This is a genomic window from Binatus soli (SeqCode), assembly GCF_050015535.1.
Taxonomy (GTDB): Bacteria; Desulfobacterota; Binatia; order Binatales; family Binataceae; genus Binatus; species Binatus soli.
This window is the reverse complement of record NZ_JBEKBF010000020.1, coordinates 24,099-50,315: the sequence shown is the minus strand read 5'-3', so window position 1 is coordinate 50,315 and position 26,217 is coordinate 24,099. Positions and strand designations below refer to the sequence as shown.

Sequence of the window (26,217 nt, the reverse complement as noted above, 5' to 3'; positions counted from 1 at the left end):
CCTATCCCCAGTGGAGCTTGTCGCGCCAGATTTCGAAATTCGGATGAGCGGAGCGGATTAGCGAAACGACGTGGCGTGCGCGATGGATTCTGATTACGTCGGTTGGCCCCAGTTGCGCCGACTCCTGGCCGTCGACGGTGAAAGCCGCGTCGTGATCCGGCGCCATCACGTGAATCTCGATTTCGAACGAATCCGGCAGCACCACCGGACGGTTGCTCAGAGTATGCGGGCAGATTGGCGCGACCACGATCGCGTTGAGAGTGGGAAAAACGATCGGCCCGCCGGCGGAGAGCGCGTATGCGGTCGAGCCCGTGGGAGTTGCGATGATCAATCCGTCGGCGCGATATGAGCAGAAGGCTTTGTGATTGGCGACTACGTCGAGCCGAAGCATCCCGCCGAGCGGGCCTTTGCCGACGACCACGTCGTTGAGTGCTAGAAAGGGTTGGGTTGAATCCTCGGATGCGCGTTCGACGATTGCCTCGAGCATGATGCGCCGATCGACTTCGTAGTCGCCGTCGAGTACGCGTCCCAGGGCGGCTCGCGCCTCCTTGATAGTCACTTCGGTCAGGAAGCCAAGTCCGCCAAGATTTACGCCCAGGATCGGAATCCCCTTCGATGCGACCAGGCGCGCGACGCCGAGCAGCGTGCCGTCGCCGCCGAGCACGACGATCAGATCGGCACGATCGGCGAGCTGATGCCGTTCGACGGCCTCGGCGCCGATCTTTTTCGCCGTCTCAGTGTCCGCGAGCGGAGTCTTATGCCTGGTGCGGAGAAGGCGGGTGAGGGTTCGCGCGATGGTGATCGCTTCGGGCCGCTCGTGCTTGACGACCAGGCCGACCGTCTTTATGGATCGCTTCGCCACCGCAATCAGGCACTTATCATGCGCTGAAATCGGCGGCAACGCGAAAGCAATAAATGCCCATTCGCACTCTCACCGAAGCATTTTATACGCGGCGCCGGCTGCGGCCGGATTTTCTTTGCCGTACACGATCGCGACCGAATTGATGTAGTAGCCCGTGCTGGCTTCGCTGGTCTGCGCTCTGCTCGTGAGTATGACGATCGCATCCGCACCCGTTTCACAGGCCTTGCGCTGCACGGCGGGCAGCACGTCGGCCTCGCTCGCATAAACGTTTCCCAATCCCTCCACGATTGCGACCTTGCGAAAATCTCTCAGCGGCTCATGGCGCAACACCGGCATGTTGCAATCGGGCGGCTTGGCGGCGCGGCCCGACGGCTCCACTTCCGCAAGCGTCACCTGCGGCGGCAGCGAAATGACGTGAGCGCATCCCGCGGCGGCAATCGTCAATCCTATGATGATCGCGGTTCGCACGAGTAATGAAGTATCCACCGATGGGCGTGGCGGGCAAGAGCGGTTGCGCGGGTTGCTGCTGCTCGCTTTGGGCGTTCATTCGTATAAAATCGCGATGCGCTTGCGTCCGCAAAGCCCGGCGCGTAAAGGCTGCATGTCACGATGGCAAATACCGGCAAATTCAGCCGTCCAATCCTTGGCGCGCATATGTCGATCGCCGGGGGAGTCGGCGAGGCGCTGACCCGGGGCAATCAGATCGGCTGCGAATGCATTCAGATTTTTACCAAGTCGTCGCGACAGTGGGCGTCGAAACCGTACAGCAAAGAGGAAATCGAGAATTTCAAACGCCATCAAATCGAAACCGGCATCGGGATCGTGATCGCGCACGACTCCTACCTGGTGAATCTCGGCGCGCCCGATGAAGCTCTGCGGGCCAAGTCGGTCAAGGCATTTATCGACGAACTGCAGCGATGCGAGGCGCTCGGCGTGCCCACGCTGGTCGCGCATCCGGGCGCTCATGTCGGCTCGGGGGTTGAGAATGGGATCAAGACGATTGCAAAGTCGATCGACGAGGCGCACGCCGCATGCAAAGGCTTCAACGTGAAGATCGCGCTCGAAATCACGGCCGGCCAGGGCAGCACGCTGGGCCACACTTTTCAGCAGATGGCGCAAATCTTCGACGCCGTCGTTGAAAACGAGCGCCTCCGGCTATGCTTCGACACCGAGCATGCATTCGCCGCCGGCTACGACCTGCGCACTCCGGAAGGATATGAAAGTACGTTCAGCGAACTCGACAAGCTTATCGGAATCAAAACACTTGCCGCGTTTCATCTCAACGACTCGATCAAGGACTTCCATTCGCGCGTCGATCGCCATCAGCATATCGGGAAGGGATTTATCGGAATCGACGCGTTTCGCCGCATCCTCAACGATCAGCGCTTTTTCGGCCTGCCGATGTGCCTGGAGACGCCCAAGGGTCCCGACCTGAAGGAGGATATCGAGAACCTGGCGACGTTGCGCAGTCTATTCACGAACTGACTATTGGACTGACTATTGACCGATGATTAAACGAATACTCACTGGAGACCGCCCCACCGGGCCATTGCATCTCGGTCATTATGTAGGGTCGCTGCAAAACCGCGTACGCCTGCAGGAAGAATACGATACCTACTTACTAATCGCCGACATCCAGGCGCTGACCGACAATTTCGAGCATCCCGAAAAGCTCGAAGCGAATATCTTCGAGGTCGCGCTCGACTACCTGGCGGTCGGCCTCGATCCGGACAAGGTGAAGATCGTCGTTCAATCGATGGTCCCGGAGCTGACCGAGCTGACGATTTACTTCATGAACCTTGTCACCACCGCGACGCTCGAGCGCAATCCGACTCTCAAGGACGAAATCAAGCAAAGGAATTTCACCAAGGGTCTGCCGGTCGGCTTTTACACCTATCCAATTTCGCAGGCTTCGGATATCACGATCTTCAAGGCGCATCTCGTCCCGGTCGGCGAAGACCAGCTCCCGATGATCGAACAGGCGCGCGAGATCGTGCGGCGCTTCAATCGCATGTACGACAAAGTTCTAATCGAACCGAAGGCGCTGGTCGGCCAAGTGGCGCGGCTGCCGGGGACGGACGGCGGAGCGAAGATGTCGAAGTCGCTCGGCAATTGCATCTACCTTGGCGATTCGCCCGACGTCGTGCGCAAGCGCGTGATGTCGATGTACACCGATCCCACGCGGCTGCACCCAACGGATCCCGGCCACGTCGAAGGCAATCCCGTTTTCACGTATCACGACGTGTTCAATCCGGATAAGGCGGAAATCGAAGACCTGAAGGAGCGCTACCGCAAGGGCACGGTCGGCGACGTCGAGGTCAAGGAGAAGCTGTTCAAGGCGCTGAACGTTTTTCTGGAACCGATTCGCGAACGCCGCGCGCATTTCGCGTCGAAGCCCGAGCACGTCCGCGAGATCATCGTCGAGGGCACGCGGATAGGACGCGCCGTCGCGCAAGAGACGATGGCCGAAGTGCGCACCGCGATGAAGATCAGCTACAAATTTTAACCGAGAATGCCGCGATCGGGGCCAACGCACTCTTCACCAAACATGCCGCTAGCCTTTACAGTTCGCGTCCAAGAATCGAAAGACCTCGTCTTTCCATACACCACCGCCGCGATAAGGAAAGCTATGTCCATCCTCAGTGGAATTTCCATACGGTGGATAAATGCGGATCTCAGCTGGCTTCCGGACGGTCCTCATGGCCGCATAAAGTGTCTCGCTCGGCACTATGCTGTAGTCATTTTTGGCCTGAAAGAACAAGATCGGCGCCTTTGAATGCTGGACCGCTTTCAACATTAAGTCTCTCAGGGCGGGGGCCTGATCCCAACTCTCCGCGCCGCCCGAAGCATCTACCGCTGCGCAATATCCACCCTGCGCGGCCCCCAGGACAGTCTCGACGCCGCCGAACGAGTTTCCCATTACCGCGATATTGGTCGGGCGAACGAAGGGCTGATTTTTCAGCCAGGCAAGCGCCGCCATCTGATCTTGAAATTGATTGGTCTCGAGCAGCCTGACCATAGTGTCGGCGGCCTGAGCTTCGCCGCCACGGGAGCGTGCGGCCGCGATTTCGTCTCCGATGTAGGGACCCGCGTCGCTGCTTAGACCTTGTCCTCGCCGATAGGGCGCAAAGAAAGCCCACCCGTGGGCCACGAACATCGGTCCGAGTGCTTCGAATGCAACATTGTTGAGCATGCCGGGTGCGCTACCGTGATTGTATAGGACCACCGGAAACGGGCCCGCGCCTGCCGGCCTATACAGCAGGCCGTGGAGGACCAATCCGCCACTCTTAAACGATACGGTTTCCGAAGCGTGGGTCGCTTGGACGTTGCATCCCGCGAGCAGCACTCCTATCAGGAAGCCGCCAAACAGAAGTCGAAGATTCATCATGTTCCCCTATCTCGTCTGCCTCGGCCCAACCCTGCCCCCAAAAAGAGGTGCTGACAGCCCACGCCTCAGTGGCAACCATTTCGTCCACGTCGCCGCGGTTGCCTGCAACGGTTGAAGCAGTAGCCCGGAATTTCCATTTTGAATCCTGCTTTAGACTCAAACCAACAACGGTCCGTCTAGATTTAATCCCTACGCGGTCTCTTTTGCTCAATACGCCTTGGCGAAATACGCGCGCTCCGGCGCCGATTCGCCGCATACCATGCACTTGCCCGCGGCCCCGTCACTCGTGAGTGGAATTACGCGGCAGGTCGCTTTGGTCTCTTCGCTAATCCGCGTTTCGCAGACTGGATTCCCGCACCAATAGACGTCGGCGAATCCGCCGCCGCCCTCGCCTTCCATGTGCCGGCGAAACTGGGCGTAGTCGTCGAACTTCCGCGTATTCGCGATCATCGCGGCCTTTGCCTGCGCGTAGAGATTTTTCTGAATCTCGCCCAGCAGCACGCCGACCGCATCCGCGATCGTTGCGAGCGATGCTTTGCTCTTTGATTCCGGTCCCGACTTGTCGCGCCGCGCGAGTACTGCTTCGCCCGAGGCGACATCGCGTGGTCCGATCTCGATTCTCACCGGCACGCCGCGCATCTCCCAATCGTTGAACTTGAAACCCGGCGTCAGGCCTTCGCGATCGTCGATGCGCGCGCGGATTCCCGCCTGCGTCAGCGATTCCAGCGCGCCGCGGGCTGCGGCGAGCACTTTTTCGCCCTCCTCGGGTTTGCGAAATATCGGCACGACGACCGCTTGCGTCGATGCGACCGTCGGCGGCAGCCGCAGTCCCTGGTCGTCGCCGTGCGCCATCACGATCGCGCCGAGCAGCCGCGTCGATACACCCCAGCTCGTCTGCCACACGAACTGCATCTGATTTTGATCGTCGAGGTAGCGGATCTCGAACGGCTTGGCGAAGTTCTGGCCGAGAAAATGCGAGGTGCCGCATTGCAGCGCGCGCCCGTCGCCCATCAAACCCTCGATCGAATAGGTCTCGACGGCGCCCGGGAATCGCTCGGCCGCGCTTTTGCGTCCGACGATCAGCGGAATCGACAGGAACTCCTCGACGAACTGCCGGTACACCTCGAGCATCGTGAGCGTTTCGCGTTCGGCTTCCTCGCGCGTGGCGTGCGCCGTGTGCCCCTCCTGCCAGAGGAACTCGGTAGTGCGCAGGAACATGCGGGTGCGCATCTCCCATCGCACGACGTTGCACCATTGATTGAGCATCATCGGCAAGTCGCGATGCGATCTGATCCACTGCGCGAACATATGGTTGATGATCGTCTCGGAGGTGGGACGCACGATTAGCGGCTCTTCGAGCTCCTTGCCGCCGCCGTGCGTAACGACCGCAAGCTCGGGCGCGAACCCCTCGACGTGTTGCGCCTCCCTTTGCAGGAAGCTCTGCGGGATGAACAGCGGGAAGTATGCGTTGCGGGCGCCGGTTTTCTTGATGCGCTTGTCGAGCTCGTCGCGGATCGCCTCCCAGATGGCAAAACCGTCGGGACGAAACACGATGCATCCGCGCACCGGCGAGTAGTCCGCCAACTCCGCGCGGATACAGATGTCGTTGTACCACGCGGCGAAGTCCTCGCTGCGAGGGGTTACCTTCTTCTCATTTTGTTTTGCTTGTTTTTCCGCCATTCGTCTTGCGTGACCATTGTGATTATCGTCAATTGATACAGTCTCCGGATAAAATCGGCTCGAATCAACTTATTCCGGAGCGCGTCCGAGGTGAAAGTCATGAAGCCGAGACCCCGAGCAGCCGCCGTCGGCCTTGCGCTTGCGATTGTAATCCCGGTGTTCGCTCCCGCTGCGTCGGGGGATCGGCGACGGTTTCTCTCACCTTCGAGATTGAGTAGGTTTTGCTTTTGCGCTATCGACCAAGCATGCACTTGAGGCCGCGATGCTGAAGCCCGGCGATCCCGCACCGTCGTTCGATCTTGAATGCGCCCTTAATGGGCGTATCGCACGCTCGAGTCTCGCGAAAATTTCTTCCGATTTGGTTCTGATCTTTTTCTATCCGCGCGACTTTTCTTTCATCTGTCCCACCGAAGTCACGGGCTTCAACAAGGCGCTGAAGGAATTTACCGCCGAGGAAACGACGATCGTGGGTGTCAGTATCGACGACGTTGAAAGCCATCTGCGATGGGCCCGCGAGCTCGGCGGAATCGGCTACCCGCTGCTCGCCGATCCGGATGGCAAGCTGGCGCGCGCCTACGGCGTCTTCGACGACCAGGAAAAAGTCGCGTTGCGTGCGACGTTCATCCTCGATCGGAAACGCAAGGTTGTGTTCGCCGCATCATGCCCGCTGAACGTTGGGCGCAGCGTGATCGAGACGCTTCGAATCGTGCGCGCGCTCCGGACCGGCCAACTCTGCCCCGCCGATTGGACGCCGGGCGTCGAGTTCGGTCCGGCCAGCCGCGAGTTCTAGGACGAGCTTGGCCGCAATCGATCCCGCTAAAAAAAGGCGGCTCTTCGAGCGGCTCTCGAGCGTCCGCGAAATTGTGTTCGGCGTGCAGGACGGCGTGCTGACGACCGCGGGCGTGCTGTGCGGGCTCAGTGGCGCCGTCTCACAGCATTCGCAGGTCGCGCTCGCCGCCCTGGCTTCCACCGCGGCCGGCGCGCTCTCGATGGCTGCAGGAGCCTACTTGGGCACGCGCGCGGAAACCGAGGTGCTGAGCGCCGAGCTCGACCTGGTGCGCGTCGAGGCGGCCGCCAAGCCGTACACCGTCCAGGAAGGATTGCTCGACGAGCTGTGCAAGGAAGGCCTCAGCCGCGAGGGCGCCTATCGCGTCGTCCGGTTGCTCAGCACCTCTCCCAAGGCTCTCGCATCGACCGCCGAGGCAAAGATGTTCGGGCTCAGCGGCGCGATGATCGGCAGGCCGGCGTTGGATGGAGTCGTGATGGGAATCGCATTCCTGGTCGGCGCGGTGGTGCCGTTGCTGCCGTACATGCTGATTGCAGTTCCTCGCTACGACCTTGGCGGCGCGCTCGCCGCAACCGCGCTCACCTTGTTCGGGGTTGGATACTTCGAGGGATGGCTTGCGCATCGCGATGATCGCTGGCGGTCGGGCATACGCTTTCTTGCAATCGCGATGAGCGCGGCGGCGGCCGGCTATCTGATCGGACTCGCGATCTCGCCGCTGGGTGCGACCGCGGGCTGACGGTGGCCGCCATGAAAGTTCCTGCGTACTCATCGTTGACCGCATTTCTGGCGCACTATCACGCGCTCAAATCGGACCCATCCCGCGGCTCCGACGACGAGCAGCTATTCGCCGGGATGTCAGCGGCGATCGCGACGCTTGCGCCTGAGGCTCGCGCCGCACTCGATACCATCGAAGACAGTGCCCGCGCCAAACGCCATCGCGAGCGCGCAGAGCTCCGGCTCCGCCGCGAGCTTGCCGCACGCGGGATCGTCGCGGGCTGAACGATGCTCGCCTACCTCGTACGGCGAATCGTATTTGGCGCGGCGGTCCTTATCGGAACGTCAGTCATCACGTTCGCGATCGCGTTCGTCGTTCCCGCCGATCCCGCGGTCGCGATGGCCGGGGCGAAGGCCGATCCGCAAACTCTCGCCTCGATCCGTAGCGAGATGGGTCTGGACCAGCCGCTCTACGTCCAGTACGCGCGCTACTTCGATCGCGCGATTCACGGCGACCTGGGCCGTTCGTACATCCGGCGCGAGAGCGTGACGCGGCTGATAGCCGATCGGCTTCCCGCAACCGCCATGCTGGCGGGCGCCGCAATGGCGTTGTCATTGATGCTTGGAATTGCGATGGGCGCGATAGCCGCCGCGTATCGCGGCCGCGCAGCCGACAACATCCTGCTGGTCATCTCGCTGGCGCTGGTGTCAATCCCGGTGTTCTGGCTGGGCACGATGCTGCTGATCGCGGTGGCAGCCACCATTCGCTCATTTCCGCTTGGCGGTTACAGCGGCGCCGCGAGCCTGATCCTGCCGACGCTGACCCTCGCGCTCGGCTCGGCCGGCTACTATTCGCGCGTTCTTCACACCAGCTTGTCCGATGCGTTCGATCAGGATTACGTGCGCACCGCGCGCGGCAAGGGTCTCTCGCGCGTCCGCGTGATGCTCAAGCACGCGATGGCAAACGCGCTGCTGCCGCTGGTCACGCTGGCCGGGCTCGATCTGGCGGGGCTGCTTTCGGGCGTCGTTCTGACCGAGACGGTCTTCAACTGGCCGGGAATCGGGCGGCTGGCGGCGGAGGCGATCTTCAATCTGGACATCCCGGTGATCATGGGCACGGTGCTGTTCTCCGCGTTGCTGATTGTGGTCGTCAACCTGCTGGTGGACCTGCTTTACGCGTGGCTCGATCCGCGCATCCGGCTGGCGGAGACCGGATGAATATCCGCCGCCTCGTCACGCTCGAAACCGTTGGCGCTGCGATGGTCACCGTGCTGGTGATCGTCGCGATCTTTGCGCCCATGCTGGCGCCGCACGATCCGACAATCGTCGTCGCGCCTACCTTTGGCGATCCCGGCGCGCCCACACTCGCATTCCCGATGGGCACCGACGAACTCGGTCGCGACGTGCTCTCGCGCATCATCTTCGGCGCCCGAATATCGCTCACCGTCGGCGTCGCCGCGATGGCGGTCACGATGACCATCGGCATCGCGATCGGCCTGTGCTCGGGATTCTTCGGTGGCGCAGTGGATTTTCTTCTGATGCGCTTCACGGACCTGATGCTGTCCTTGCCGCCGCTGCTGCTCGCGATGGCGCTGGTAGCGGTGCTGGGACCGAGTTTGCGCACGATCTTCATCGTCATCGGGCTCGTTTCATGGACGTCGATCGCACGCGTGGTGCGGGCGGAAACGCTTGCGATGTCCAAGCGGGATTTCGTGGTCGGCGCCAAGGCACTGGGTGCGCCGTCGCGCCGGCTGATCGCCCTGCATATCCTGCCCAACGTCTTGCCGATAATCGTCGTGATGGCGGCGCTCAGAACCTCCGACACCCTGCTGCTCGACGCGGCGCTCAGCTTTCTCGGGCTGGGCGTGCCGCCGCCAACGCCGAGTTGGGGCCGAATGATCGAAGAGGCGACGATTTACTTCCGCACGGCGCCGTGGCTGGCGACCTTTCCCGGTCTGGCGATCTTTTACGCGGTGCTGAGCTTCAATCTGCTCGGCTACGGATTTTTGCGCCGGCGCTCGCAATGATGCGTCGAAGACTCAAGCCGGCGCGCATCGCGCTGTTGCTCCTCGCGATCGAGATCGCATTTGCCGTGGGATGCGGCGGCGGACCACCCCCGCTCAACTTACCGCCGCACGCGATGGTAATCCGGCTTGCGGATGCCGACGACATACCGACGCTGGACCCGGCCGCGGGATACGACACCGTTTCCTGGACTTTCGAGCAGGCAATTTTCGACACCCTCGTGCGCTACGGCGACGGCAATATCGAACTCGAACCCGATATCGCAACCGCGTGGGAAAGCTCGCCCGACGCGACGACTTTTACCTTTCACCTGCGCGCCGACGCCCGTTTTTCCGATGGACGAAGCGTAACCAGCGGCGACTTCCGCTACGGAATCGAACGCGTGCTGAATCCCGCCACGCGCTCGAGAGGGATGGAGTACTACCGCGGTATCGCGGGCTCGGCCGATTTCGCCGCGCATCGCAACCCGCACGTGAGCGGCATCGACACGCCTGACAATTCGACAATCGTTTTCCATTTGAGCGCACCCGACCCGATCTTCGCGCACAAGCTCGCGATGCCGTTTGCGTCGGCTATCCCGCGCGACGTCGCGGAGAAATGGGGCGACGATTTTTCCCGCCACGTGGTTGGCAGCGGCGCCTTCATGCTGCGCGATTGGATTGGCGGGCAACGCCTTGTGCTGGTGAAGAATCCCTATTACTTCGCCAAGCCGTTGCCGCATCTCGACGCGATCGTCGAGTCGGTCGGCGTGAGCCAGGAGCTGCAATGGCTGCGCTTCGATGCGGGCCAAATCGACGCGGTGGTCGATATTCCGCCGGCCGAGTTTCCCTACGTCATGAAGACTCCGGCGTTCAGAAAGTTGACCTTGGCGAAAACGACGGTCACCACCCGCTACCTCGGCATGAACTGTCAGATGTGGCCGTTTACCGACGTTCGCGTGCGCCGCGCGCTGAGTTACGCAATTGACCGCCACAAGCTGATCGCAATTTTGAACGGACGCGGCATCGTCGCGCGCGGCGTCATGCCCCCGAACCTGCCCGGCTACGACCCCGATCTCAAGGGTTACGACTATGACCCGACGAAGGCGCGCGCACTGCTCGAAGAAGCGCATCTCGCACACGGCTTCGAGTTTGAAATCTGGATGCGCGCCGATCAGACCATCCTGATGCTCGCGCAATCGATACAGCAGGATCTCGCGCCGCTCGGTATCCGCGCCAGGCTGAAACCGATCGCGTGGGGGCCGTTTCTCGAAGCGATTCGCCAGCCGCATACGGTGCAATCGTTCATGCAGGGGTGGGAGGCTGATTTCCCCGATCCCGAGAATTTTCTTGGGGCGCTGCTTTCGCGCGCTCAGTGGGGTTCCAACAACGACAGCTTTTATTCCAACCCCGAAGTCGAGCAACTGCTTGATGAAGCCGAGCCCGTAGCCGACATGAAGAAGCGCTACGGGCTTTACGACCAGGCCGAGAAGATCATCGTCGCCGACGCGCCGTGGGTTTTTCTCTACTACCCGGTGACTTACATAATCCGCCAGCCGTGGGTGCACGATTACGTGATCAATCCGATGCGCCCGACGCGCTTCGAGCACGTCTGGCTCTCCCCGCACCCGGATTAACGAGCGATGAGTCTCACACGGTTGCTGACGTGCTTGCGGTCTCGGCGCGAAGCGCGGTCAGTTCGCGGCTGGCGCGCGGCAGGAACACCATTCCGATCAGCGCGTTGCAAAGCATGAAGGTGAGTTGCGCCGCGAGACTGTAGGCGACGATCTTCGCCGCCGATGCGTTGCCCGAGAAGAACAACAGCCACGCCGCCTGGCTGGTCCCGAGATGAGCCACCGCGATCGGCAGCGCGGCAGCCAGGAACACCAGCGGCAGAAACAGCATCAGCTTCACGAACGGAACCGCGATTCCGTACAGCGCCAGCGCATAATATTGCGCGACGACCGAGGCGAGGAAGGTCGGCGCCTTGATCGCCAGCACCACCAGGTAGTCTAAAGGGCGCGCCTGGATAAAAGTCGCCAGCAATGCGCCCGCCCTTCCGGTCTCGACCCAGTTCCGGATCGGCGTGCTGCGCCGGGCAATCGCGAAGAAAGTGATGATTCCCGCCAGCATCGCCCACGCCACGATGTACACAACGCGAAGTATCGCAACTATTCTTACCTGCGCGTCGCCGACCGGCGTGTAGAAGATTACCCCGAGCGTCGAGAACAGAAAGAGTTGGTAGATTTCGAGCATCGCGATGAAAAGCACTGAGCTGAGCGCGCTCAGGAAACTGACTCCGGCTTTGCGATGCAAGTAATACGCGACGCCGCCCTGGGCGAGGCTGGTGTTAATCAGCGCCAGCACGTACATGCTCGCGCGAATCGGCAGGATGTCTCGATAGCGCATCCGCGCGTTGAAGCGCCGTACGACCCAGGTGAGACAGGCCGAATCGATCGCGCAGTAAAACAGCGAGTACGGCATGAACACCGCCAGGAATTTGAGCACCGGCACCTGCGACAGCGCTTGCTCGACTTTGCGAATCGGGATGCGCCAGAAGATCAGCGCAAAGATCACGATCGTCCCGAGGTACGGAATCGCCTTGCGCCAGAACGGTGTCGCGCGAGGCGCCGGGATCTCATCGCGCGGCGCAAGGTTGTCGGGGCGCATCGGGAGTCGTGTGTCTTCGCTCATCGGACAGATTGAACGACTTTAGCAGGCGTGCAAGATTCGGCGAACCGCGGTTTTAATCCGATGCCAACTGAAAGAGTCCCGTACGCGCGCCAGGCGCGGATGCATCTTAGCAAGGCCGACCCGGTCCTCGCACAGATTATTGCCGAGGTCGGTGCGCTTGGAATCCAGCCGCGCCGCGAGCGCTTCCAGGCACTGGCGCGGACGATCATTTTCCAGCAGCTTGCGGGGGCAGCGGCCAACGCGATCTACGGCCGCTTTGTCGGCTTGTTCCCCGGCGTGGAATTTCCCTCGCCGGAGCAAGTGATGGCCAAAACCGACTCGGAACTGCGCAGCGTGGGCCTCTCGGAAAAGAAGGCGCTCTACATAAAGGACCTCGCCGCGCACGTTCGAGACCGCAAGCTCAACTTCCATCGCTTCCATCGAATGACCGACGAGGAGATCATCGCCGATCTCACGCGGGTGAAGGGAATCGGCAAGTGGACGGCTGAAATCTTCCTGATGTTCAACCTGGGAAGGCCCGACGTGATGCCGGCCGACGATCTCGGCGTCCAGAACGCAGTCATGCGGCACTACAGGATGCGCCAACGGCCCAATCGCAAGCGCCTGCTCAAGCACGCCGAGCGATGGCGTCCGTACCGAACCGCGGCGGCATGGTACCTGTGGCGCAGCCTCGACATCGTGCTGCCCGACGGTGGAGCGAAGACGACGGCCAAGGCAGTCGCGAAACGCAAGAAGCGGTAAGATTGCGCGCCGGGCTACTCGGCGAGCATTGGGTTCGGTTTTGGGAAGCCTAGCCTGGACAGCGATTCGTCAAGCGCGCGCGCTTCGTCGCACGGAGTTGGTTGGCGCTCGGCGAGCGCGTCTACGCGGCGGCGCATTTCCTTTAGTTCGGTGTAGAGACCGCCGGACAGGCGCGCGATCACGACGAAACAAATCCACGGGACGACGACCAGTCCCACAATTGTGATCGCAATCATGATGCGCGCCTGCGATTCGGCGCCGGCAGCGACCGCGATCAAAGCCGCGTCATCAAGGCTCATCAAATCCGCCACCGTCCCTTCCAGATCGCGCAGGCGCGGCGCGAGGCTGTCGTCGCCCGGCTGTGCCGCGCGCAGCGCGTCGAACAGCGGGCGTGCGTCGTTGGCGATTTTCTCGATCCGTTCGGCCTGCTCGCGGCTTCCGATATGCGATCGTGCGATCTCGATTTCAGAAATGAAGCCACGCTGCTGATCGAGCACGATTTGAGATGCGTCGGATTGCGTGCGTCCCCAATCCATCTTGTAAAGTGCGTTTTCCATCCCCTCGGCCGCGCGCGCCGCCGCATACTCGTTCTCGTAGATATCCCCCGGCGCCGTCCCGAAGACGTGAAACGCGCCTGCAATCAGCGCGGCTGCCAGCAACAGAATCACCGGCGCCAGCGCGGCCATAAAACGGAGCTTGGTGACAATAGTCAGGTTGTTCATGCCGGTTTTTTCCTGTCGTTGCCGTCCCAAAAGGATGCCCGCGACGGACGCGAAAACGCAACGACCCGATGTGACGTGCGGGCCGCAGTATGCGATAATCCGCGCGATGAATTTTGCCGATCGCCTTGCACAAGCGTCGCGTCTCAAAGAGAGCGTCGTGGTGCTCGGCATCGATCCCCAGCTCGATGCGCCGGGCGCGCCCGGAATCCCGCGCGGTTACACTCTGGCGCGCTTCTGCTGCGAAATCGTCGAGGCGTGCGCGCGCTCTGCGGTCGCGGTCAAGCCGCAGTTGGCGTTTTACGAAGCGCGCGGGCTGGAGGGGATGCGCGCGTTTTGTGAGGTCGTCAAGCTGGCCCGGCGGCTCGGCTTGATTACGATCGCGGATGCGAAGCGCGGCGATATCGGCACGACGTCGTCTGCCTATGCCGAGGCTTTTCTGGGCGATGGCGACTTCAGTTGCGACGCCGTGACCGTCAACCCGTACCAGGGCAGCGACACGCTGATGCCGTTTCTCGCGAAGGTGAGAGACGGCCGCGGGGTGTTCGTGCTGGTGAGGACGTCGAATCCCTCGTCGGGGGAATTTCAGGATCTGAGCGCATCAGGGCGTCCGCTATGGGAGTCGGTTGCGGCGCGCGTGAACGGATGGGGCGCCGATTACGTTCTCGCCGGCGCCAGCGGTCTCAGCCCCGTCGGCGCGGTAGTCGGCGCGACTTATCCCGAGCATGCGCGGCGCGCGCGCGAATTGATGCCGGCCGCGACGATCCTGGCGCCGGGATATGGCGCGCAAGGTGCGTCGGCGGCAGACGCGGTCGCGTCGGCGCGCACGGACGGTACAGGGTGCATCGTGAATGCGAGCCGAAGCCTGATGTACGCGTATCAGAAAAGGGACGGCGGCAAGCCCGGCGAGGCTGCCGCCGAGTACGCCGAGGCGATGCGCCTGGAATTGAATGCCGCGCTTGCCGCGCGCCGCACCGAAGGGTTATCGCACACCGCGTGATGAATGCACAATGATCGGGTTAGCCGCCCACGCGGCTACGCGCGCAGCAGTTCGGCTTCGTCCGCGGCCAGCGTGGCGTAAACTTCGCGATCGATCGTCCGGTAGCGCTCGAGCGCCTTTTCCGCCTGCTCTTCGTTGCCCTGCTGCCTGGCGATTTCGTGCATTTCCTTTTCGATCCACGACAGATGCCACGGTTCGTCTTTCATGACGGACCGCAGGACTTCCATCGTCTCCGGATCGACGTTGGGCAGCGCGATATGCGCGTTGTAACGGCTTTGCGCGCGCTCTTCGACCACGACAGTCAATGCGAGCAGATCGAGAATCGTTTTGGGCACGCCGGTGCGAAGTCCGAGCCGGCGCTGGTAGCCGTCGTCGATAAGGACCGGAGCGCCGCCCAGATCCGCGATTCGCTTGGTCCATAGATAAGCATGGCGCGTTTCGTCCGCGAGATGAGCCGTCATCTTGAGCAGCGACTCGCCGTCTTTCATGTGTCCCAGGAGATTGAAGAGCAAGCGCGCCCCCCGCAATTCGGCATCGCGATAGAAGCTAAAGATGAGAATCTGCTTCTCGTTTGCGGACATTCTGGCGAAATCCCTCGTTGCAAGTGCTGTAGCGCCCAATACCTCGTCCTCCGTCAACCGTCAAAAAAACGACGGCCAATATGTAATATTAGCAGATGAAACGGTTACGCTTAACTTATGCGATTCCTTTCGCACGGTCAATAAAACGCGGCCGCGGGTGCTCGCTGCGGCGGCCGTCCTGGGAATACGCCGCTTTGATGATCAGGTTGCGAATCTTCGGCGTTAAGAACAACTTATTTATATCACGGCGCGAAGTTGCGGGCTGTCCATCGAGGGGCAGCCGCGCGATTGTCGCGGGTGGTGCGCGATGCCGTCACCAGACGTTTATTGGCTCGCATTGAGAAGTGCTCGCGGAGTCGGTCCGCGAACCTGCAAGCTGCTGATCGAAAAGTTCGGCGCCCCCGAAAAAATATTCCAGCTCAATGCCGACGAGATCGCGGCCGCCGGCGTGCCGCGCAACACCGCGCGCAATATCGCAGAATTTCGCGACTTCGAGCCGCTCGAGAAAGAGCTGTGCGAGCTGCCGAACATCGGCGCGCGCCTCGTCAAATGGACTGACGCCGACTATCCGCCAAATTTGCGCCAAATCGCCGATCCGCCCCCGTTCCTGTTCGTGCGCGGCACAGCCCAGCTCGGCGATCCCACCTGCATCGCAATCGTCGGCGCGCGCGCGGCCAGCGATATCGGCCGGCGGATGGCGCAGAGGCTCGGCCTCGAGCTGGCTGCCAAGGGCTTCACTGTAGTGAGCGGCCTGGCGCGTGGAATCGACGGCGAGGCGCATCAGGGAGCGCTCGACGCGCACGGCAAAACATTCGCCGTGCTGGGATGCGGCGTTGACGTCATCTATCCCGCCGAGCATCGCAAGCTGGCCGAAGCGATCCTCGCGGGCGGCGGCGCCCTCATCAGTGAACTCCCGATTGGAACGCAGCCGCTGGCGGAGAACTTTCCGACTCGCAACCGCATCCTGTCGGGTCTATGCCTGGGCGTCGTAATCGTCGAGGCGGCTGAAAAGAGCGGCTCGCTGATCACGGCGCGAATGGCGCTCGAACAGGATCGCCAGGTGTTCGCCGTCCCCGGCAGTCCGCTTTCCGGCAAAACGCGAGGCAGCAATCGCCTGCTGAAGGACGGCGCGAAGCTGGTCGAATGCGTCGAGGACGTGATCGAGGAGCTGGCGCCTCAGATGGCCAGCCGGCCAGTGGCGACCCGCAGCCTGCCTAACGAGCCTGTAGAACGGGCTCCGACGCAGGCAACGTCCGACACGAGAGCTGAAGTCTCTCCCATTGCCGACTCGGTCGAAGGCGCCAAGGCTCTCAAAATAGCAACTGACGCTACGACAATCTTAGAGAATCTAAAAGAATCCGAAAGGCTCCATGTTGATTCGATAATCGAGTCCTCCGGGCTAAATGCCCAAACCGTGCTTAGGTTATTGCTGGAACTGGAACTTGAGGGCCGCGTTACCCAGCATCCGGGGAAGCTTTTCTCGCTTGCATAAGTCTGGCAGGGTGTAACTCCTGCGAACGTCGGGGGATCGCCCCTCGCACGGAACCTGCATCCTTGGGAAAGGCGGGAACGGGAGCTGGAGGCGGATAGATCGGTGGCAAAAAATCTCGTAATCGTCGAATCGCCCGCAAAGGCGAAAACCATCAAGCGTTACCTCGGCAGCGAATACCAGGTCATGCCCTCGGTCGGCCATGTGGTGGACCTGCCCAAAAGCAAGCTGGGTGTCGATGTCGAGCACGATTTCGCGCCCGACTACGTTGTAATCAAGGGCAAAGAGAAGGTAATCGGCGAGATCAAGAGCGCCGCCAAGGGCAAGGAAAACATCTACCTCGCCAGCGACCCCGACCGCGAAGGCGAGGCGATCGCGTGGCATATCGCCGAACATCTTGGCAAGACCAAGTCCAACGTCCGTCGCGTACTGCTCCATGAAATCACACCCGCCGCCGTCAAGGAGGCCGTTGCCAATCCCTCGAACCTCGATCACAACCTGTTCGACGCGTACCAGGCGCGCCGGGTGCTCGATCGGCTGGTTGGATACAAGATAAGTCCGCTGCTGTGGGACAAGGTCAAGCGCGGGATCAGCGCCGGGCGCGTGCAATCGGTTGCGCTGCGAATCATCGTCGATCGCGAACGCGAGCGCGAGGCATTCCGCGCCGAAGAGTACTGGACGCTCGACGCCCGCCTTTCAGGCAAGAATCCTCCGCCGTTCAAGGCCCGGCTCTCCAGCTACAAAGACAAGCGCATCGACAATAAATCCCGCAAGCTGCCCGAGGCCGAGGCGCGCGCGATCATGGCGGCGGTCGAGGCCGCGCCCTTCAAAGTCAAAAGTGTCGAGCGCAAGGAAGTCCGCCGCAGTCCGACACCCCCGTTCATCACCTCGCGGCTCCAGCAGGAGGCCTCGCGCAAGCTCTACTTTCAGCCGCGGCGCACGATGCAGATCGCGCAGAAGCTGTACGAGGGCGTCGAGCTTGGCGAGCAGGGCGCGGTCGGGCTTATCACTTATATGCGCACCGACTCGCCGCGCGTTTCCGATCAGGCGCTCGAGTCCGTCCGCAATCATATCGGCTCGCGCTATGGCAAAGAGTATGTTCCCGACAAGCCGAACTTTTATCGATCCGGCAAGCAGGCGCAGGGCGCTCACGAAGCTATTCGCCCGACCGCCGTCGAGCGCGACCCCGAGTCGATCGCCCGCTACCTCGACAAGGATGCGCTCGCGCTCTACACGCTGATTTACAATCGCTTCGTCTCGAGCCAGATGACGCCGGCGGTGTACGACCGCACGACCGTGGACATCGAATCGGCCGACGCCATCTTCCGCGCGACCGGGCAAGTGATGAAGTTCGACGGCTTCATGCGCGTGTATATCGAAGGCCAGGACGATACGTCGGGCGATGACGAAGAAGGCGCCTTGCCGCTGCTCACCGAAGGCGAGACGCTCAAATTGCTGGGGCTGGACCCGGAGCAGCATTTCACGCAGCCGCCGCCGCGCTTCACGCAAGCCACGCTCATCAAGGAGCTCGAAGAGCAGGGGATAGGGCGTCCCTCGACGTACGCCGCAATCATGACGAGCATTCTGAGGGTCGAGTACGTCGAAGAAGACGAGAGCAAGCGGATGCGTCCGACATCGCTCGGGCGGGTCGTCAACGACATGCTGGTCAAGGCGTTTCCCGACATTTTGGAATCCGGCTTCACCGCGCAGTTCGAAGAGGATCTCGACAAGGTGGAAGAGGGCGCCGAGAACTGGGTGAAGACGCTGCGGCGCTTTTACGGCCCGTTCGCGAAGGACCTTGCCGAGGCGAAGCAGAAAATGCCCGAGGTCAAGCGCAAGGGCCTGCCCACCGGGCTCAAATGCGAGCTCGACGGCGGAGACATGGTGATCAAATGGGGACGCAACGGCGAGTTCGTCGCCTGCTCGAACTACCCCAAATGCACCAACACCGGGGAGATCGCGCGCGACGACCAGGGCAATATCACGCTCAAGGCTCCGTCGGCGCCCGTGCCCACCGACGAGGTCTGCGAGAAGTGCGGCAAGCCGATGGTCAAGCGGCGCTCACGCTTCGGCGAATTCCTGGGATGCTCCGGGTATCCGGACTGCGACGGAATCAAGCGCCTTCAGTCGGCGCCGGCGAAGACCGGGGTCGCGTGTCCGGAATGCAAGGAAGGCGAAATCCTCGAGCGTCGCAGCCGCCGCGGAAAGATTTTCTACGGATGCGGCCGCTATCCGAAATGTAAATTCGCAGCCTGGGACAAAGTCGTCCCGCATCCATGCCCGTCTTGCGGCGCAAACTATATGGTCGAGAAGAACTTGAAGCGCACCGGCATCACCTGGCAATGCGCCAACAAGGAATGCGGCTACAAAGCTCCCGCTCCGGTCGTCGAGCAGCCCGCCGCTGCGCCGGCCTCGACGCCTCCCGCGTAGAGCCTCCGTTTCGCTGTTTCGCTGTGTCAGATTCTTCCCGCCTGCAAGCTTTTCGTGAAAGCCAGGTAACCGTTGTCGGAGCGGGACTCGCGGGCAGCGAGGCTGCCTATCAGCTCGCGCGCAGGGGTATCGCGGTGCGGCTCGTCGAGATGCGGCCGGTCAAAATGACCGAAGCGCATAGGACGGCGGATTTTGCGGAGCTGGTGTGCTCGAATTCGCTCCGCAACGATTCGATGGAAACGGCAGTCGGCGTTCTGAAAGAAGAGATGCGCCGGCTCGGCTCGCTGGTGATTGCGGCCGCCGATCGCGCGCGGGTGCCGGCGGGTTCCGCACTCGCCGTCGATCGCAATGACTTCTCGCGCGCCATCACCGCGGCGCTCGAGCAGCATCCCATGGTGGAGATTTCACGCGCCGAGGCGTCGGAGATACCCGCCGGTCTGACAATTCTCGCCACCGGTCCTCTAACCAGCCCGGCGCTGGGCGAGTCGCTGAACCTCCTGATCGGTCCGCGCAACTTATATTTCTACGACGCGATCGCGCCAATCGTCGCCGCCGATTCGATCGACATGGACGTGGCGTTCAAGGCCTCGCGCTACGGCAAGGGCGGCGATGATTACATCAATTGCCCGATGACCGCGGTTCAGTACGAGGCCTTCGTCGCGGCGGTAGTGGCGGCTGAAAAAATCGAACTGCACCCGTTCGAGAAGCCGGTTTATTTCGAGGGATGCATGCCGATAGAGGAAATGGCGCGCCGCGGCCCGATGACGCTCGCGTTCGGTCCGATGCGTCCGGTTGGGCTCACAGAGCCACGCGGCGGGCGCCGGCCGTTTGCGGTCGTGCAGCTGCGACAGGACGACGCCACCGGCCGCCTGTACAATATGGTCGGATTCCAGACCAAGATGACTTATCCGGAGCAGCGCCGCGTGCTGCGAATGATACCCGGACTGGAAAAGGCGGAGTTCGTGCGCCTCGGCTCGATCCATCGCAACACGTTTGTCGACTCGCCGCGCCTGATCCGTCCCACACTCCAGCTCAAGGCGCGCGACGATTTGTTTTTGGCCGGCCAGATGGTCGGGGTCGAAGGCTACGTCGAGTCCGCCGCCGCGGGATTGCTGGCGGGAATCAACGCCGCGAACCTGGTTATGAATCGCGAATTGATCGTTCCACCGCGCGAGACCGCAGTCGGATCGCTGGTCGCGTATATCACCGATCCCACGCGGCGCGACTTCCAGCCAATGAACGCGAACTACGGCCTGATGCCTGATTTGAAGATCCGTGCGCGAGGCCGTCAGAAGAAAATCGAGATGGGTACGCGTGCGCTGGCGGCAATCGACGGGTGGATCGAGCGCAATCAAATCGAACCACCTGCGGCTATGGCTCCGCGCGCACTTCAGCTATAGAAAATCGCTGGAGGTCCTCGTCGATGACCAAAGCGGAATTGATTGATACGATCGCGCGGTCCACCGATCAGCCCAAAAAGCTGGTCGCCACTACCTTGGACCTGGCATTCGAACAAATTGCGCGCTCGATTCGCAAGGACAAGCGCTTCTGGGTGCCCGGCTTCGGCACTTTTTCCGTGCGCCGGCGCCGCGCACGCGCCGGCTTCAATCCACGCACGAACGCGCCAATGACGATTCCGGCGGCTCGCACGGTGGGCTTTCGCCCGGCGCCGCAGCTAAGGAAGGGTCTCTGACGACGGCCGTATCCAAAGCCGACGAGCGCGATCAACCACGCGATCATCCGCACGATCAAACGACATCCCGCCCGATCGTTTCGGCCCGTGCGCTAAGTCTCATCCTGCTCATCGTCGCTCTCGCCGCGGGCGGCGCGCTGCGCTTTTACAATCTCGGCGCGCTCGAGATGTCGCCGGACGAGGGCGCGTCATGGGCGGCCGCCTCCGCGCCGACCGCCGCTGAAGTGATCGCGCGCCAACCAGCGCTCAATCCCGGCGAGCTGCCGATACATGACTTGATGCTGCATGGATGGATCGCACTTTTCGGCTCCAGCGTGGCCGCGATGCGCGCGATGTCGGCGGCCCTGGGCGTCGTGTCGATACTGCTGGTTTATCTTGTCGTATGCGAACTGTTCGCACTCGGGCCTGAAGGAGAATCGGCGCTGACCCGCGACGACATCGGGATAGTTGCGGGGCTCGCCGCGCTGGTCTTTGCCGTGAACCTCGTCACGATCAAGTACTCGCGCGAGGCGCGGATGTATCCGCTGATGCTCGCGGCGATTCTCGCGCAAGTAGCGATGTTCATCCGCGCGTTTCGCGTCGGCGGCCTCGCGAACTACGCGGCGGTCGTGCTGCTGACGGCAATTGCGATCGCCTCGAACTTCGCAGGATTGCTGGTGCCAGCGACTGAAGGCCTGTGGCTGCTGAATGTAGTCGTGCGCGCGCGATGGCGCCCTGACCATGCGAACGCGCGGCGAGCGTGGACGCTTGCGATTTTGCTCGCGGCGGCAGGATTGATTCTCGTGCCGAAACTTCTTTCATCTCTGCGCACGGCTTCGGCCGGGAGCGTCGGCGGATGGCGGAAGCCGCCGGCGGTATACGCGCCCTTCGCGCTATTCAATAAAGCAACCGGCAGCTTCGCGTTCCCGATCCTCGCGGCGCTTGCGATTTGGGGTGCGGTCCGCGGATGGCGCCGCGGCGCGCGCGATGCCGTCGGCTTCGCGCTCCTCTGGATGTGGGCGCCACCGCTGATGATGGTGGCAGCGTCGTACACGATTGCGCCGGTGTTCGTCGAGCGTTACGCGCTGTCGTGCTTCGTTCCATTTTTCATCCTCGTCGCGCTGGGGATATTCGAGTTGCAGAGCGATCTCATCCGCGTCGGGGCGCTGGTGCTCGCAGTCGCATTCTCGGTCGGCCATATCGTTTCGTACGACCGCAAGCCGCACGACGCGCAGTATCGCGAAGCAATTGCGGCGGCCTCCTCCGCGCTCAAGCCGGGCGACGTCATGACTATTGTTCCGGCGTATGCGATCGAAGTGATCCGATATTATCTTCCCGCCGATCAATTCAATCGCGCGGTTCGCTATGACGCGTCAGCATCAGCGGCTGCCGTGTTGATTCTTGGCGATCAGAACCTCGCGCCGCGTGCCGCCCGGTCATATAGAAAGGAATATCCGGATGTGGTCGCGCGGCTGCGCGGCGTAACGGTGCTGCGAAGGTGAAACTGCGATGAGCCCGGTGGCCGCCGGTCCCGCCCGCGTCTCGCTGTTGCGCTACTCCCCGGCACTGATCCTGTTCGCGATCGTTGTCGCGGACGCACGCCAGCTCAGTGATCCGGATCTATGGGGGCACGTTCTGTGGGGCCGCGAGCTGCTCGCTCATGGCTCGCTGCCGCGCGGCAATCCTTATTCGTATTCGGCGCCGGGCTTCCTGTGGCTGCGTCATGAATGGTTGAGCGAAGTCCTCATGGCCGCCATGTTCGACAAGTTCGGCCCGTTCGGCTTGAAGCTGCTCAAGTTCACGTGCACGGCCGGCACTATCTGCTTTATTGTTCTCGCTGAGTCCGAAGCGGTGGCGCCAGCGTTCGTGCAGGCGGCAATCCTGCTGGTCGTGGCGCTGATCCTGGCGCCGGTGATGCAGTTTCGGCCGCAACTTTTCGATTTCATCGCGCTGGCGGCGATCATCGCGCTGCTTACCCGTCACAATTGGCGCGGTTCGGCGCCGCTATGGGTTGCGATCCCGATCGTCGCGGTTTGGAGCAATCTCCACGGCGGATTCTTCATAGGCCTCGTCGCGATGGGCGTGTATGCCGCAACGACCGTGGTATCCGACATCCTGGCGGGCCACGGTCCGCGCCGCGGGCTTGGCATTATTGCGATTACCGCTGCCGCCGCCGCATCTACTTTGTGCACGTTCCTGATCCCGCCGGCGCGCGACACCTGGTACACGCTGATCCATTCGATCCTGAATCCGATGACGCATTACGCGATTGTGGATTGGAAACCGCTGATAGCTACTCTGACGACCGCGCAAAGCGGGAGCATCGAGAGGAAGTATTTCGTCGTGGTGCTTTTCTTTTTTGCCGCCGCAGTCGTATCGGTGGTTCTCACACCGAAAGGTGGCGACACGACGCTGGTCGCGGTCGCCGCCGTAATGCTTGCGGCAGCCTTCGCGGCCGTCCGCAACATCCCGATTGCGGCGATTGCTATCGCTCCTGTGCTCGCGAACCACCTGGGCCTGTTGCTGCGGCCGCGCGAGGCCACCGCCGCCGCCCGCGCTGCGAGCGTTCGTGCGATGCCGCGGGCAGGTCGGTTGGTCATTGAAATCCTGATCGCAGTCGTCGCCATCGGGTTCGCGCGGCATAGCGGAATTCTGTCGCCCGGCATAGACGCATCCGACAATCCTGCCGATGCCGTCAACTTCATGAACAACCACCGGTTCACGAGAAACGTGCTGACGCAGTACTCATGGGGTCAGTACGTCATTTGGCATGGCGCGCCGGGCATGAAAGTCTTCATCGACAGCCGCTATGACCTGGCCTATCCTCCCGCAGTGATCCGGGACTACCTTGATCTCGCCAACAACATGGCCGGCGGATCGCATACGCTGGCGGCGTATCCGCATGATTTCGTTTTGATCGAGAGAGATTCGCCGGCCGTAAAGCTGATGGATTCCCGGCGCGATTGGCGGCTCATCTATGGCGACGACAAGGCCCGGCTGTACGCGCGCGCGGACTCACCTGCCGCCCGGCTCGAGGGCGTTCCGTTCGCGGGCACAGCCCGTCCGGCGATGTTTCCGTAGTCCTGTCATCGGCGCCGCGAATTCCCGCACTGGAAATGCGCCGTCAGTATGGTAGTAAGGTAGTCGCCACGGCGCTCGCGCGGCGCAGGACGTTTTCCGTTTTTCGTTGTTCGTTGCCCGCGCGTGCCAATACTATCGCCACACTCAAGGAGCACTCAGAATGAAAGCCGCTATTTTCCACGGGCCCAAGTTGCCCCTCAGTATCGAGGACGTCGAACTCGACAAACCGCAGGACCGCGAAGTCCTGATCAAGACCGTCGCCAGCGGCGTATGCCACAGCGACCTGCATTTCGTCGACGGTTTCTACCCCTACCCTGCGCCCGCGGTGCTCGGCCACGAGGCCGCCGGAATCATCGAAGAAGTCGGCAAACAGGTAACCTACGTGAAGCCGGGCGATCACGTGATCTGCTGCCTGTCGGTGTTCTGCGGCAACTGCGAGCAATGCATGTCGGGACATCCGAATCGATGCTCGAACAAGGCCGCCACGCAGCGCAACCCCCAGGACAAGCCGCGCATCTCGCAGAAGGGCAAGCCGGTCTATCAGTTCCTGGACATCTCGTCTTACTGCGAGAAGATGCTGCTGCATGAGAATGCGGTGGTAAAGATTCGCGAAGACCTGCCGCTGGATCGCGCGGCGTTGATCGGATGCGGCGTCACCACCGGCGTCGGCGCGGTGCTCAATACCGCGAAGATCGAACCCGGCTCGACGGTCGCGGTCTTCGGCGCGGGCGGCGTTGGACTGGCCGCGATCCAGGGCGCGCGGATCGCGGGCGCGCGCAGAATAATCGCGGTCGATATGTTCGAGGGCAAGCTCGCGATGGCCAGGCGGCTGGGCGCGACCGACACCGTCGACGCGTCGAACAGCGATCCCGTCGATGAAATCAGAAAACTGACCGGCGCCGGAGTCGACTACTCGTTTGAAGCGATCGGACTCAAGAAGGCCGCCGAGCAGGCGTTCAACGCGCTCAAGCCCGGCGGCACCGCGACCGTGATCGGCATGATTCCCGTCGGCCAGAAGGTCGAAATCGACGGCTACATGTTTCTGACCGAGCGCAAGCTGCAAGGCTCCAACATGGGCTCCAACCGCTTCCGCATCGACATGCCCCGTTACATCGACTTCTACATGCAGGGCCGCCTCAATCTCGACGACATGATCAGCCGCCGCGGCAAGCTCGAGGACGTCAACGAGGCCTTCCGCGCCATGAAGGCCGGCGAGGTCGCGCGCACGGTCCTGATGTTCAACTAGCGCGGATTCACTGAAAAGAGGAGCAATCCAGATGAAAGCTGCTGTCTTCCACGGTCCCGGTCAGCCACTCACCATCGAGCAGGTCGATATCGACGAACCCAAAGCCCGCGAAGTCCTGGTGCGCACGGTCGCCAGCGGCGTATGCCATAGCGATCTTCATTTCGTCGACGGCCTGTACTTTTGGACGACCCCCGCGATCCTCGGCCACGAGGCCGCCGGCGTCGTCGAGAAAGTCGGCTCGCAGGTCTCGTACCTTAAGCCCGGTGACCACGTGATCGCGTGCCTGTCGGTCTTTTGCGGCTACTGCGAGGAATGCATGTCCGGCCATCCGAACCTCTGCTCGAACAAGGAGGCCACCCAACGCGCCCCCGGCGACCCGCCGCGCCTCTCGCAGAAGGGCCAGCTGATCAATCAGTTCGCCGACCTGTCGGGATACGCCGAAAAGATGCTGGTCCACGAAAATGCGCTCGTGAAGATTGGCAACGACGTGCCGCTCGATCGTGCCGCGCTGATCGGATGCGGCGTGATGACCGGCGTCGGCGCCGCGCTTAACACCGCGAAAGTTGCGCCGGGTTCCACCGTCGCCGTCTTCGGCGCGGGAGGAGTCGGCCTCGCGATCATCCAGGGTGCGCGCATCGCCGGCGCGCGAATGATCATCGCGGTGGACAAGTTCCCCGCCAAGCTCGAACTCGCCAAAAAGCTCGGCGCGACTCACGCCGTCGATGCGTCGAAGGGCGACGCGGTCAGCCAGATTCGCGCGCTCAGCGGCGGCGGCGTCGATTACTCCTTCGAAGCGATCGGGCTCAAGCTGGCGGCCGAGCAGGCTTACGAATCGATCGGCGTCGGCGGCGTCGCCACGATTGTCGGGATGGTTCCGCTCGGGCAGAAAGTCGAAATGGACGGGTTCTCCTTCCTGTTCGAGAAGCGCATCCAGGGATGCTTCATGGGTTCGAACCGCTTCCGCATCGACATGCCGCGCATCATCGAGTTCTATCAGCAGGGGCGGCTCGACCTCGACGACATGATCACGCGCCGCGGCAAACTCGAGGACGTCAATGAGGCGTTCCGCGCGATGAAGGCCGGAGAAGTCGCCCGCACGGTCCTGATGTTCGAGTAGACCGCCTACAAAA

The 26,217-nt window shown here is 62.1% G+C and carries 25 protein-coding genes; 18 read left to right on the top strand and 7 right to left on the bottom strand.

The window, feature by feature from the left end; genetic code table 11:
* Position 1: 1 nt before the first annotated feature.
* Positions 2-862, bottom strand: coding sequence for an NAD(+)/NADH kinase (locus ABR989_RS15000; RefSeq protein ID WP_428130081.1), 861 nt, complete (start codon positions 860-862; stop codon positions 2-4).
* 69 nt (positions 863-931) lie between these two features.
* Positions 932-1,330 (bottom strand): hypothetical protein, encoded by a 399-nt coding sequence (locus tag ABR989_RS14995; RefSeq protein ID WP_428130079.1) that lies wholly within the window; start codon positions 1,328-1,330, stop codon positions 932-934.
* 141 nt (positions 1,331-1,471) lie between these two features.
* Here ABR989_RS14995 and ABR989_RS14990 point away from each other — a divergent pair, with 141 nt between their 5' ends.
* Both ABR989_RS14990 and trpS read left to right on the top strand, forming a co-directional pair.
* Positions 1,472-2,347 (top strand): deoxyribonuclease IV, encoded by an 876-nt coding sequence (locus tag ABR989_RS14990; RefSeq protein WP_428130078.1) that lies wholly within the window; start codon positions 1,472-1,474, stop codon positions 2,345-2,347.
* A gap of 22 nt (positions 2,348-2,369) precedes the next feature.
* A complete protein-coding gene (trpS, locus tag ABR989_RS14985) occupies positions 2,370-3,368 on the top strand; it encodes a tryptophan--tRNA ligase (RefSeq protein ID WP_428130076.1) in 999 nt (332 codons plus the stop codon).
* Between the two features lie 48 nt (positions 3,369-3,416).
* On the opposite strand, the gene ABR989_RS14980 is transcribed toward trpS, so the two are convergent.
* Both ABR989_RS14980 and proS read right to left on the bottom strand, forming a co-directional pair.
* A complete protein-coding gene (locus ABR989_RS14980; protein WP_428130075.1) occupies positions 3,417-4,247 on the bottom strand; it encodes an alpha/beta hydrolase family protein in 831 nt (276 codons plus the stop codon).
* A 210-nt stretch (positions 4,248-4,457) separates the two neighbouring features.
* Positions 4,458-5,930 carry a proline--tRNA ligase gene (proS, locus tag ABR989_RS14975; protein WP_428130073.1) on the bottom strand — a complete coding sequence of 491 codons (1,473 nt, stop codon included), beginning with the start codon at positions 5,928-5,930 and terminating at the stop codon, positions 4,458-4,460.
* 262 nt (positions 5,931-6,192) lie between these two features.
* On the opposite strand from proS, the gene ABR989_RS14970 reads away from it, so the two are divergent.
* From ABR989_RS14970 to ABR989_RS14945, 6 genes are read left to right on the top strand one after another with little or no spacing between them, the layout of a single operon-like run.
* Positions 6,193-6,720 carry a redoxin domain-containing protein gene (locus tag ABR989_RS14970; RefSeq protein WP_428130072.1) on the top strand — a complete coding sequence of 176 codons (528 nt, stop codon included), beginning with the start codon at positions 6,193-6,195 and terminating at the stop codon, positions 6,718-6,720.
* Positions 6,721-6,727: 7 nt separating this feature from the next.
* Complete coding sequence (locus ABR989_RS14965) at positions 6,728-7,453, top strand: VIT1/CCC1 transporter family protein (protein ID WP_428130071.1); 726 nt, start codon at positions 6,728-6,730, stop codon at positions 7,451-7,453.
* An 11-nt stretch (positions 7,454-7,464) separates the two neighbouring features.
* Positions 7,465-7,716, top strand: coding sequence for a hypothetical protein (locus tag ABR989_RS14960; RefSeq protein WP_428130069.1), 252 nt, complete (start codon positions 7,465-7,467; stop codon positions 7,714-7,716).
* Positions 7,717-7,719: 3 nt separating this feature from the next.
* On the top strand, positions 7,720-8,649 hold the full coding sequence (locus ABR989_RS14955; RefSeq protein WP_428130067.1) for an ABC transporter permease: 930 nt from the start codon (positions 7,720-7,722) through the stop codon (positions 8,647-8,649).
* Positions 8,646-9,458, top strand: a complete 813-nt coding sequence (locus ABR989_RS14950) for an ABC transporter permease (RefSeq protein WP_428130066.1) — start codon at positions 8,646-8,648, stop codon at positions 9,456-9,458. Before ABR989_RS14955 ends, ABR989_RS14950 begins: the two co-directional genes overlap by 4 nt.
* Positions 9,455-11,071, top strand: coding sequence for an ABC transporter substrate-binding protein (locus ABR989_RS14945; RefSeq protein WP_428130064.1), 1,617 nt, complete (start codon positions 9,455-9,457; stop codon positions 11,069-11,071). The genes ABR989_RS14950 and ABR989_RS14945 overlap by 4 nt, the downstream gene beginning before the upstream one ends.
* 13 nt (positions 11,072-11,084) lie before the next feature.
* Here ABR989_RS14945 and ABR989_RS14940 read toward each other — a convergent pair whose 3' ends face one another.
* Positions 11,085-12,128 carry a lysylphosphatidylglycerol synthase domain-containing protein gene (locus ABR989_RS14940; protein ID WP_428130062.1) on the bottom strand — a complete coding sequence of 348 codons (1,044 nt, stop codon included), beginning with the start codon at positions 12,126-12,128 and terminating at the stop codon, positions 11,085-11,087.
* A gap of 60 nt (positions 12,129-12,188) precedes the next feature.
* Between ABR989_RS14940 and ABR989_RS14935 the strand changes: the two genes are divergently transcribed.
* The gene (locus ABR989_RS14935; protein WP_428130060.1) at positions 12,189-12,869 is read left to right on the top strand and encodes a DNA-3-methyladenine glycosylase family protein; all 681 of its coding nucleotides are present in this window, start codon (positions 12,189-12,191) and stop codon (positions 12,867-12,869) included.
* Between the two features lie 14 nt (positions 12,870-12,883).
* On the opposite strand, the gene ABR989_RS14930 is transcribed toward ABR989_RS14935, so the two are convergent.
* Positions 12,884-13,591, bottom strand: a complete 708-nt coding sequence (locus ABR989_RS14930; protein ID WP_428130059.1) for a hypothetical protein — start codon at positions 13,589-13,591, stop codon at positions 12,884-12,886.
* A gap of 106 nt (positions 13,592-13,697) precedes the next feature.
* On the opposite strand from ABR989_RS14930, the gene pyrF reads away from it, so the two are divergent.
* Positions 13,698-14,588 (top strand): orotidine-5'-phosphate decarboxylase, encoded by an 891-nt coding sequence (gene pyrF / locus ABR989_RS14925; protein ID WP_428130058.1) that lies wholly within the window; start codon positions 13,698-13,700, stop codon positions 14,586-14,588.
* 35 nt (positions 14,589-14,623) lie between these two features.
* Here the strand turns inward: pyrF and ABR989_RS14920 are convergent, their stop codons facing one another.
* The gene (locus ABR989_RS14920; protein WP_428130057.1) at positions 14,624-15,169 is read right to left on the bottom strand and encodes a ferritin-like domain-containing protein; all 546 of its coding nucleotides are present in this window, start codon (positions 15,167-15,169) and stop codon (positions 14,624-14,626) included.
* A 307-nt stretch (positions 15,170-15,476) separates the two neighbouring features.
* On the opposite strand from ABR989_RS14920, the gene dprA reads away from it, so the two are divergent.
* The 8 genes from dprA (at position 15,477) to ABR989_RS14880 (ending at position 26,204) form a co-directional block, all read left to right on the top strand.
* Entirely contained in the window at positions 15,477-16,661 is a 1,185-nt protein-coding gene (gene dprA / locus ABR989_RS14915; protein ID WP_428130055.1) for a DNA-processing protein DprA, read from the top strand.
* A 102-nt stretch (positions 16,662-16,763) separates the two neighbouring features.
* Positions 16,764-19,088, top strand: coding sequence for a type I DNA topoisomerase (topA, locus tag ABR989_RS14910; protein ID WP_428130053.1), 2,325 nt, complete (start codon positions 16,764-16,766; stop codon positions 19,086-19,088).
* Positions 19,089-19,111: 23 nt separating this feature from the next.
* Positions 19,112-20,488, top strand: coding sequence for a methylenetetrahydrofolate--tRNA-(uracil(54)-C(5))-methyltransferase (FADH(2)-oxidizing) TrmFO (trmFO, locus tag ABR989_RS14905; RefSeq protein ID WP_428130051.1), 1,377 nt, complete (start codon positions 19,112-19,114; stop codon positions 20,486-20,488).
* A 23-nt stretch (positions 20,489-20,511) separates the two neighbouring features.
* On the top strand, positions 20,512-20,781 hold the full coding sequence (locus ABR989_RS14900) for an HU family DNA-binding protein (protein WP_331957993.1): 270 nt from the start codon (positions 20,512-20,514) through the stop codon (positions 20,779-20,781).
* A gap of 167 nt (positions 20,782-20,948) precedes the next feature.
* Positions 20,949-22,262 (top strand): glycosyltransferase family 39 protein, encoded by a 1,314-nt coding sequence (locus ABR989_RS14895; RefSeq protein WP_428130050.1) that lies wholly within the window; start codon positions 20,949-20,951, stop codon positions 22,260-22,262.
* A gap of 7 nt (positions 22,263-22,269) precedes the next feature.
* A complete protein-coding gene (locus ABR989_RS14890) occupies positions 22,270-23,841 on the top strand; it encodes a hypothetical protein (protein ID WP_428130049.1) in 1,572 nt (523 codons plus the stop codon).
* 160 nt (positions 23,842-24,001) lie between these two features.
* Positions 24,002-25,087: a Zn-dependent alcohol dehydrogenase gene (locus ABR989_RS14885; protein ID WP_428130047.1), complete on the top strand. Its 1,086-nt coding sequence runs from the start codon at positions 24,002-24,004 to the stop codon at positions 25,085-25,087.
* 31 nt (positions 25,088-25,118) lie between these two features.
* A complete protein-coding gene (locus tag ABR989_RS14880) occupies positions 25,119-26,204 on the top strand; it encodes a Zn-dependent alcohol dehydrogenase (protein ID WP_428130046.1) in 1,086 nt (361 codons plus the stop codon).
* Positions 26,205-26,217: the final 13 nt, after the last annotated feature.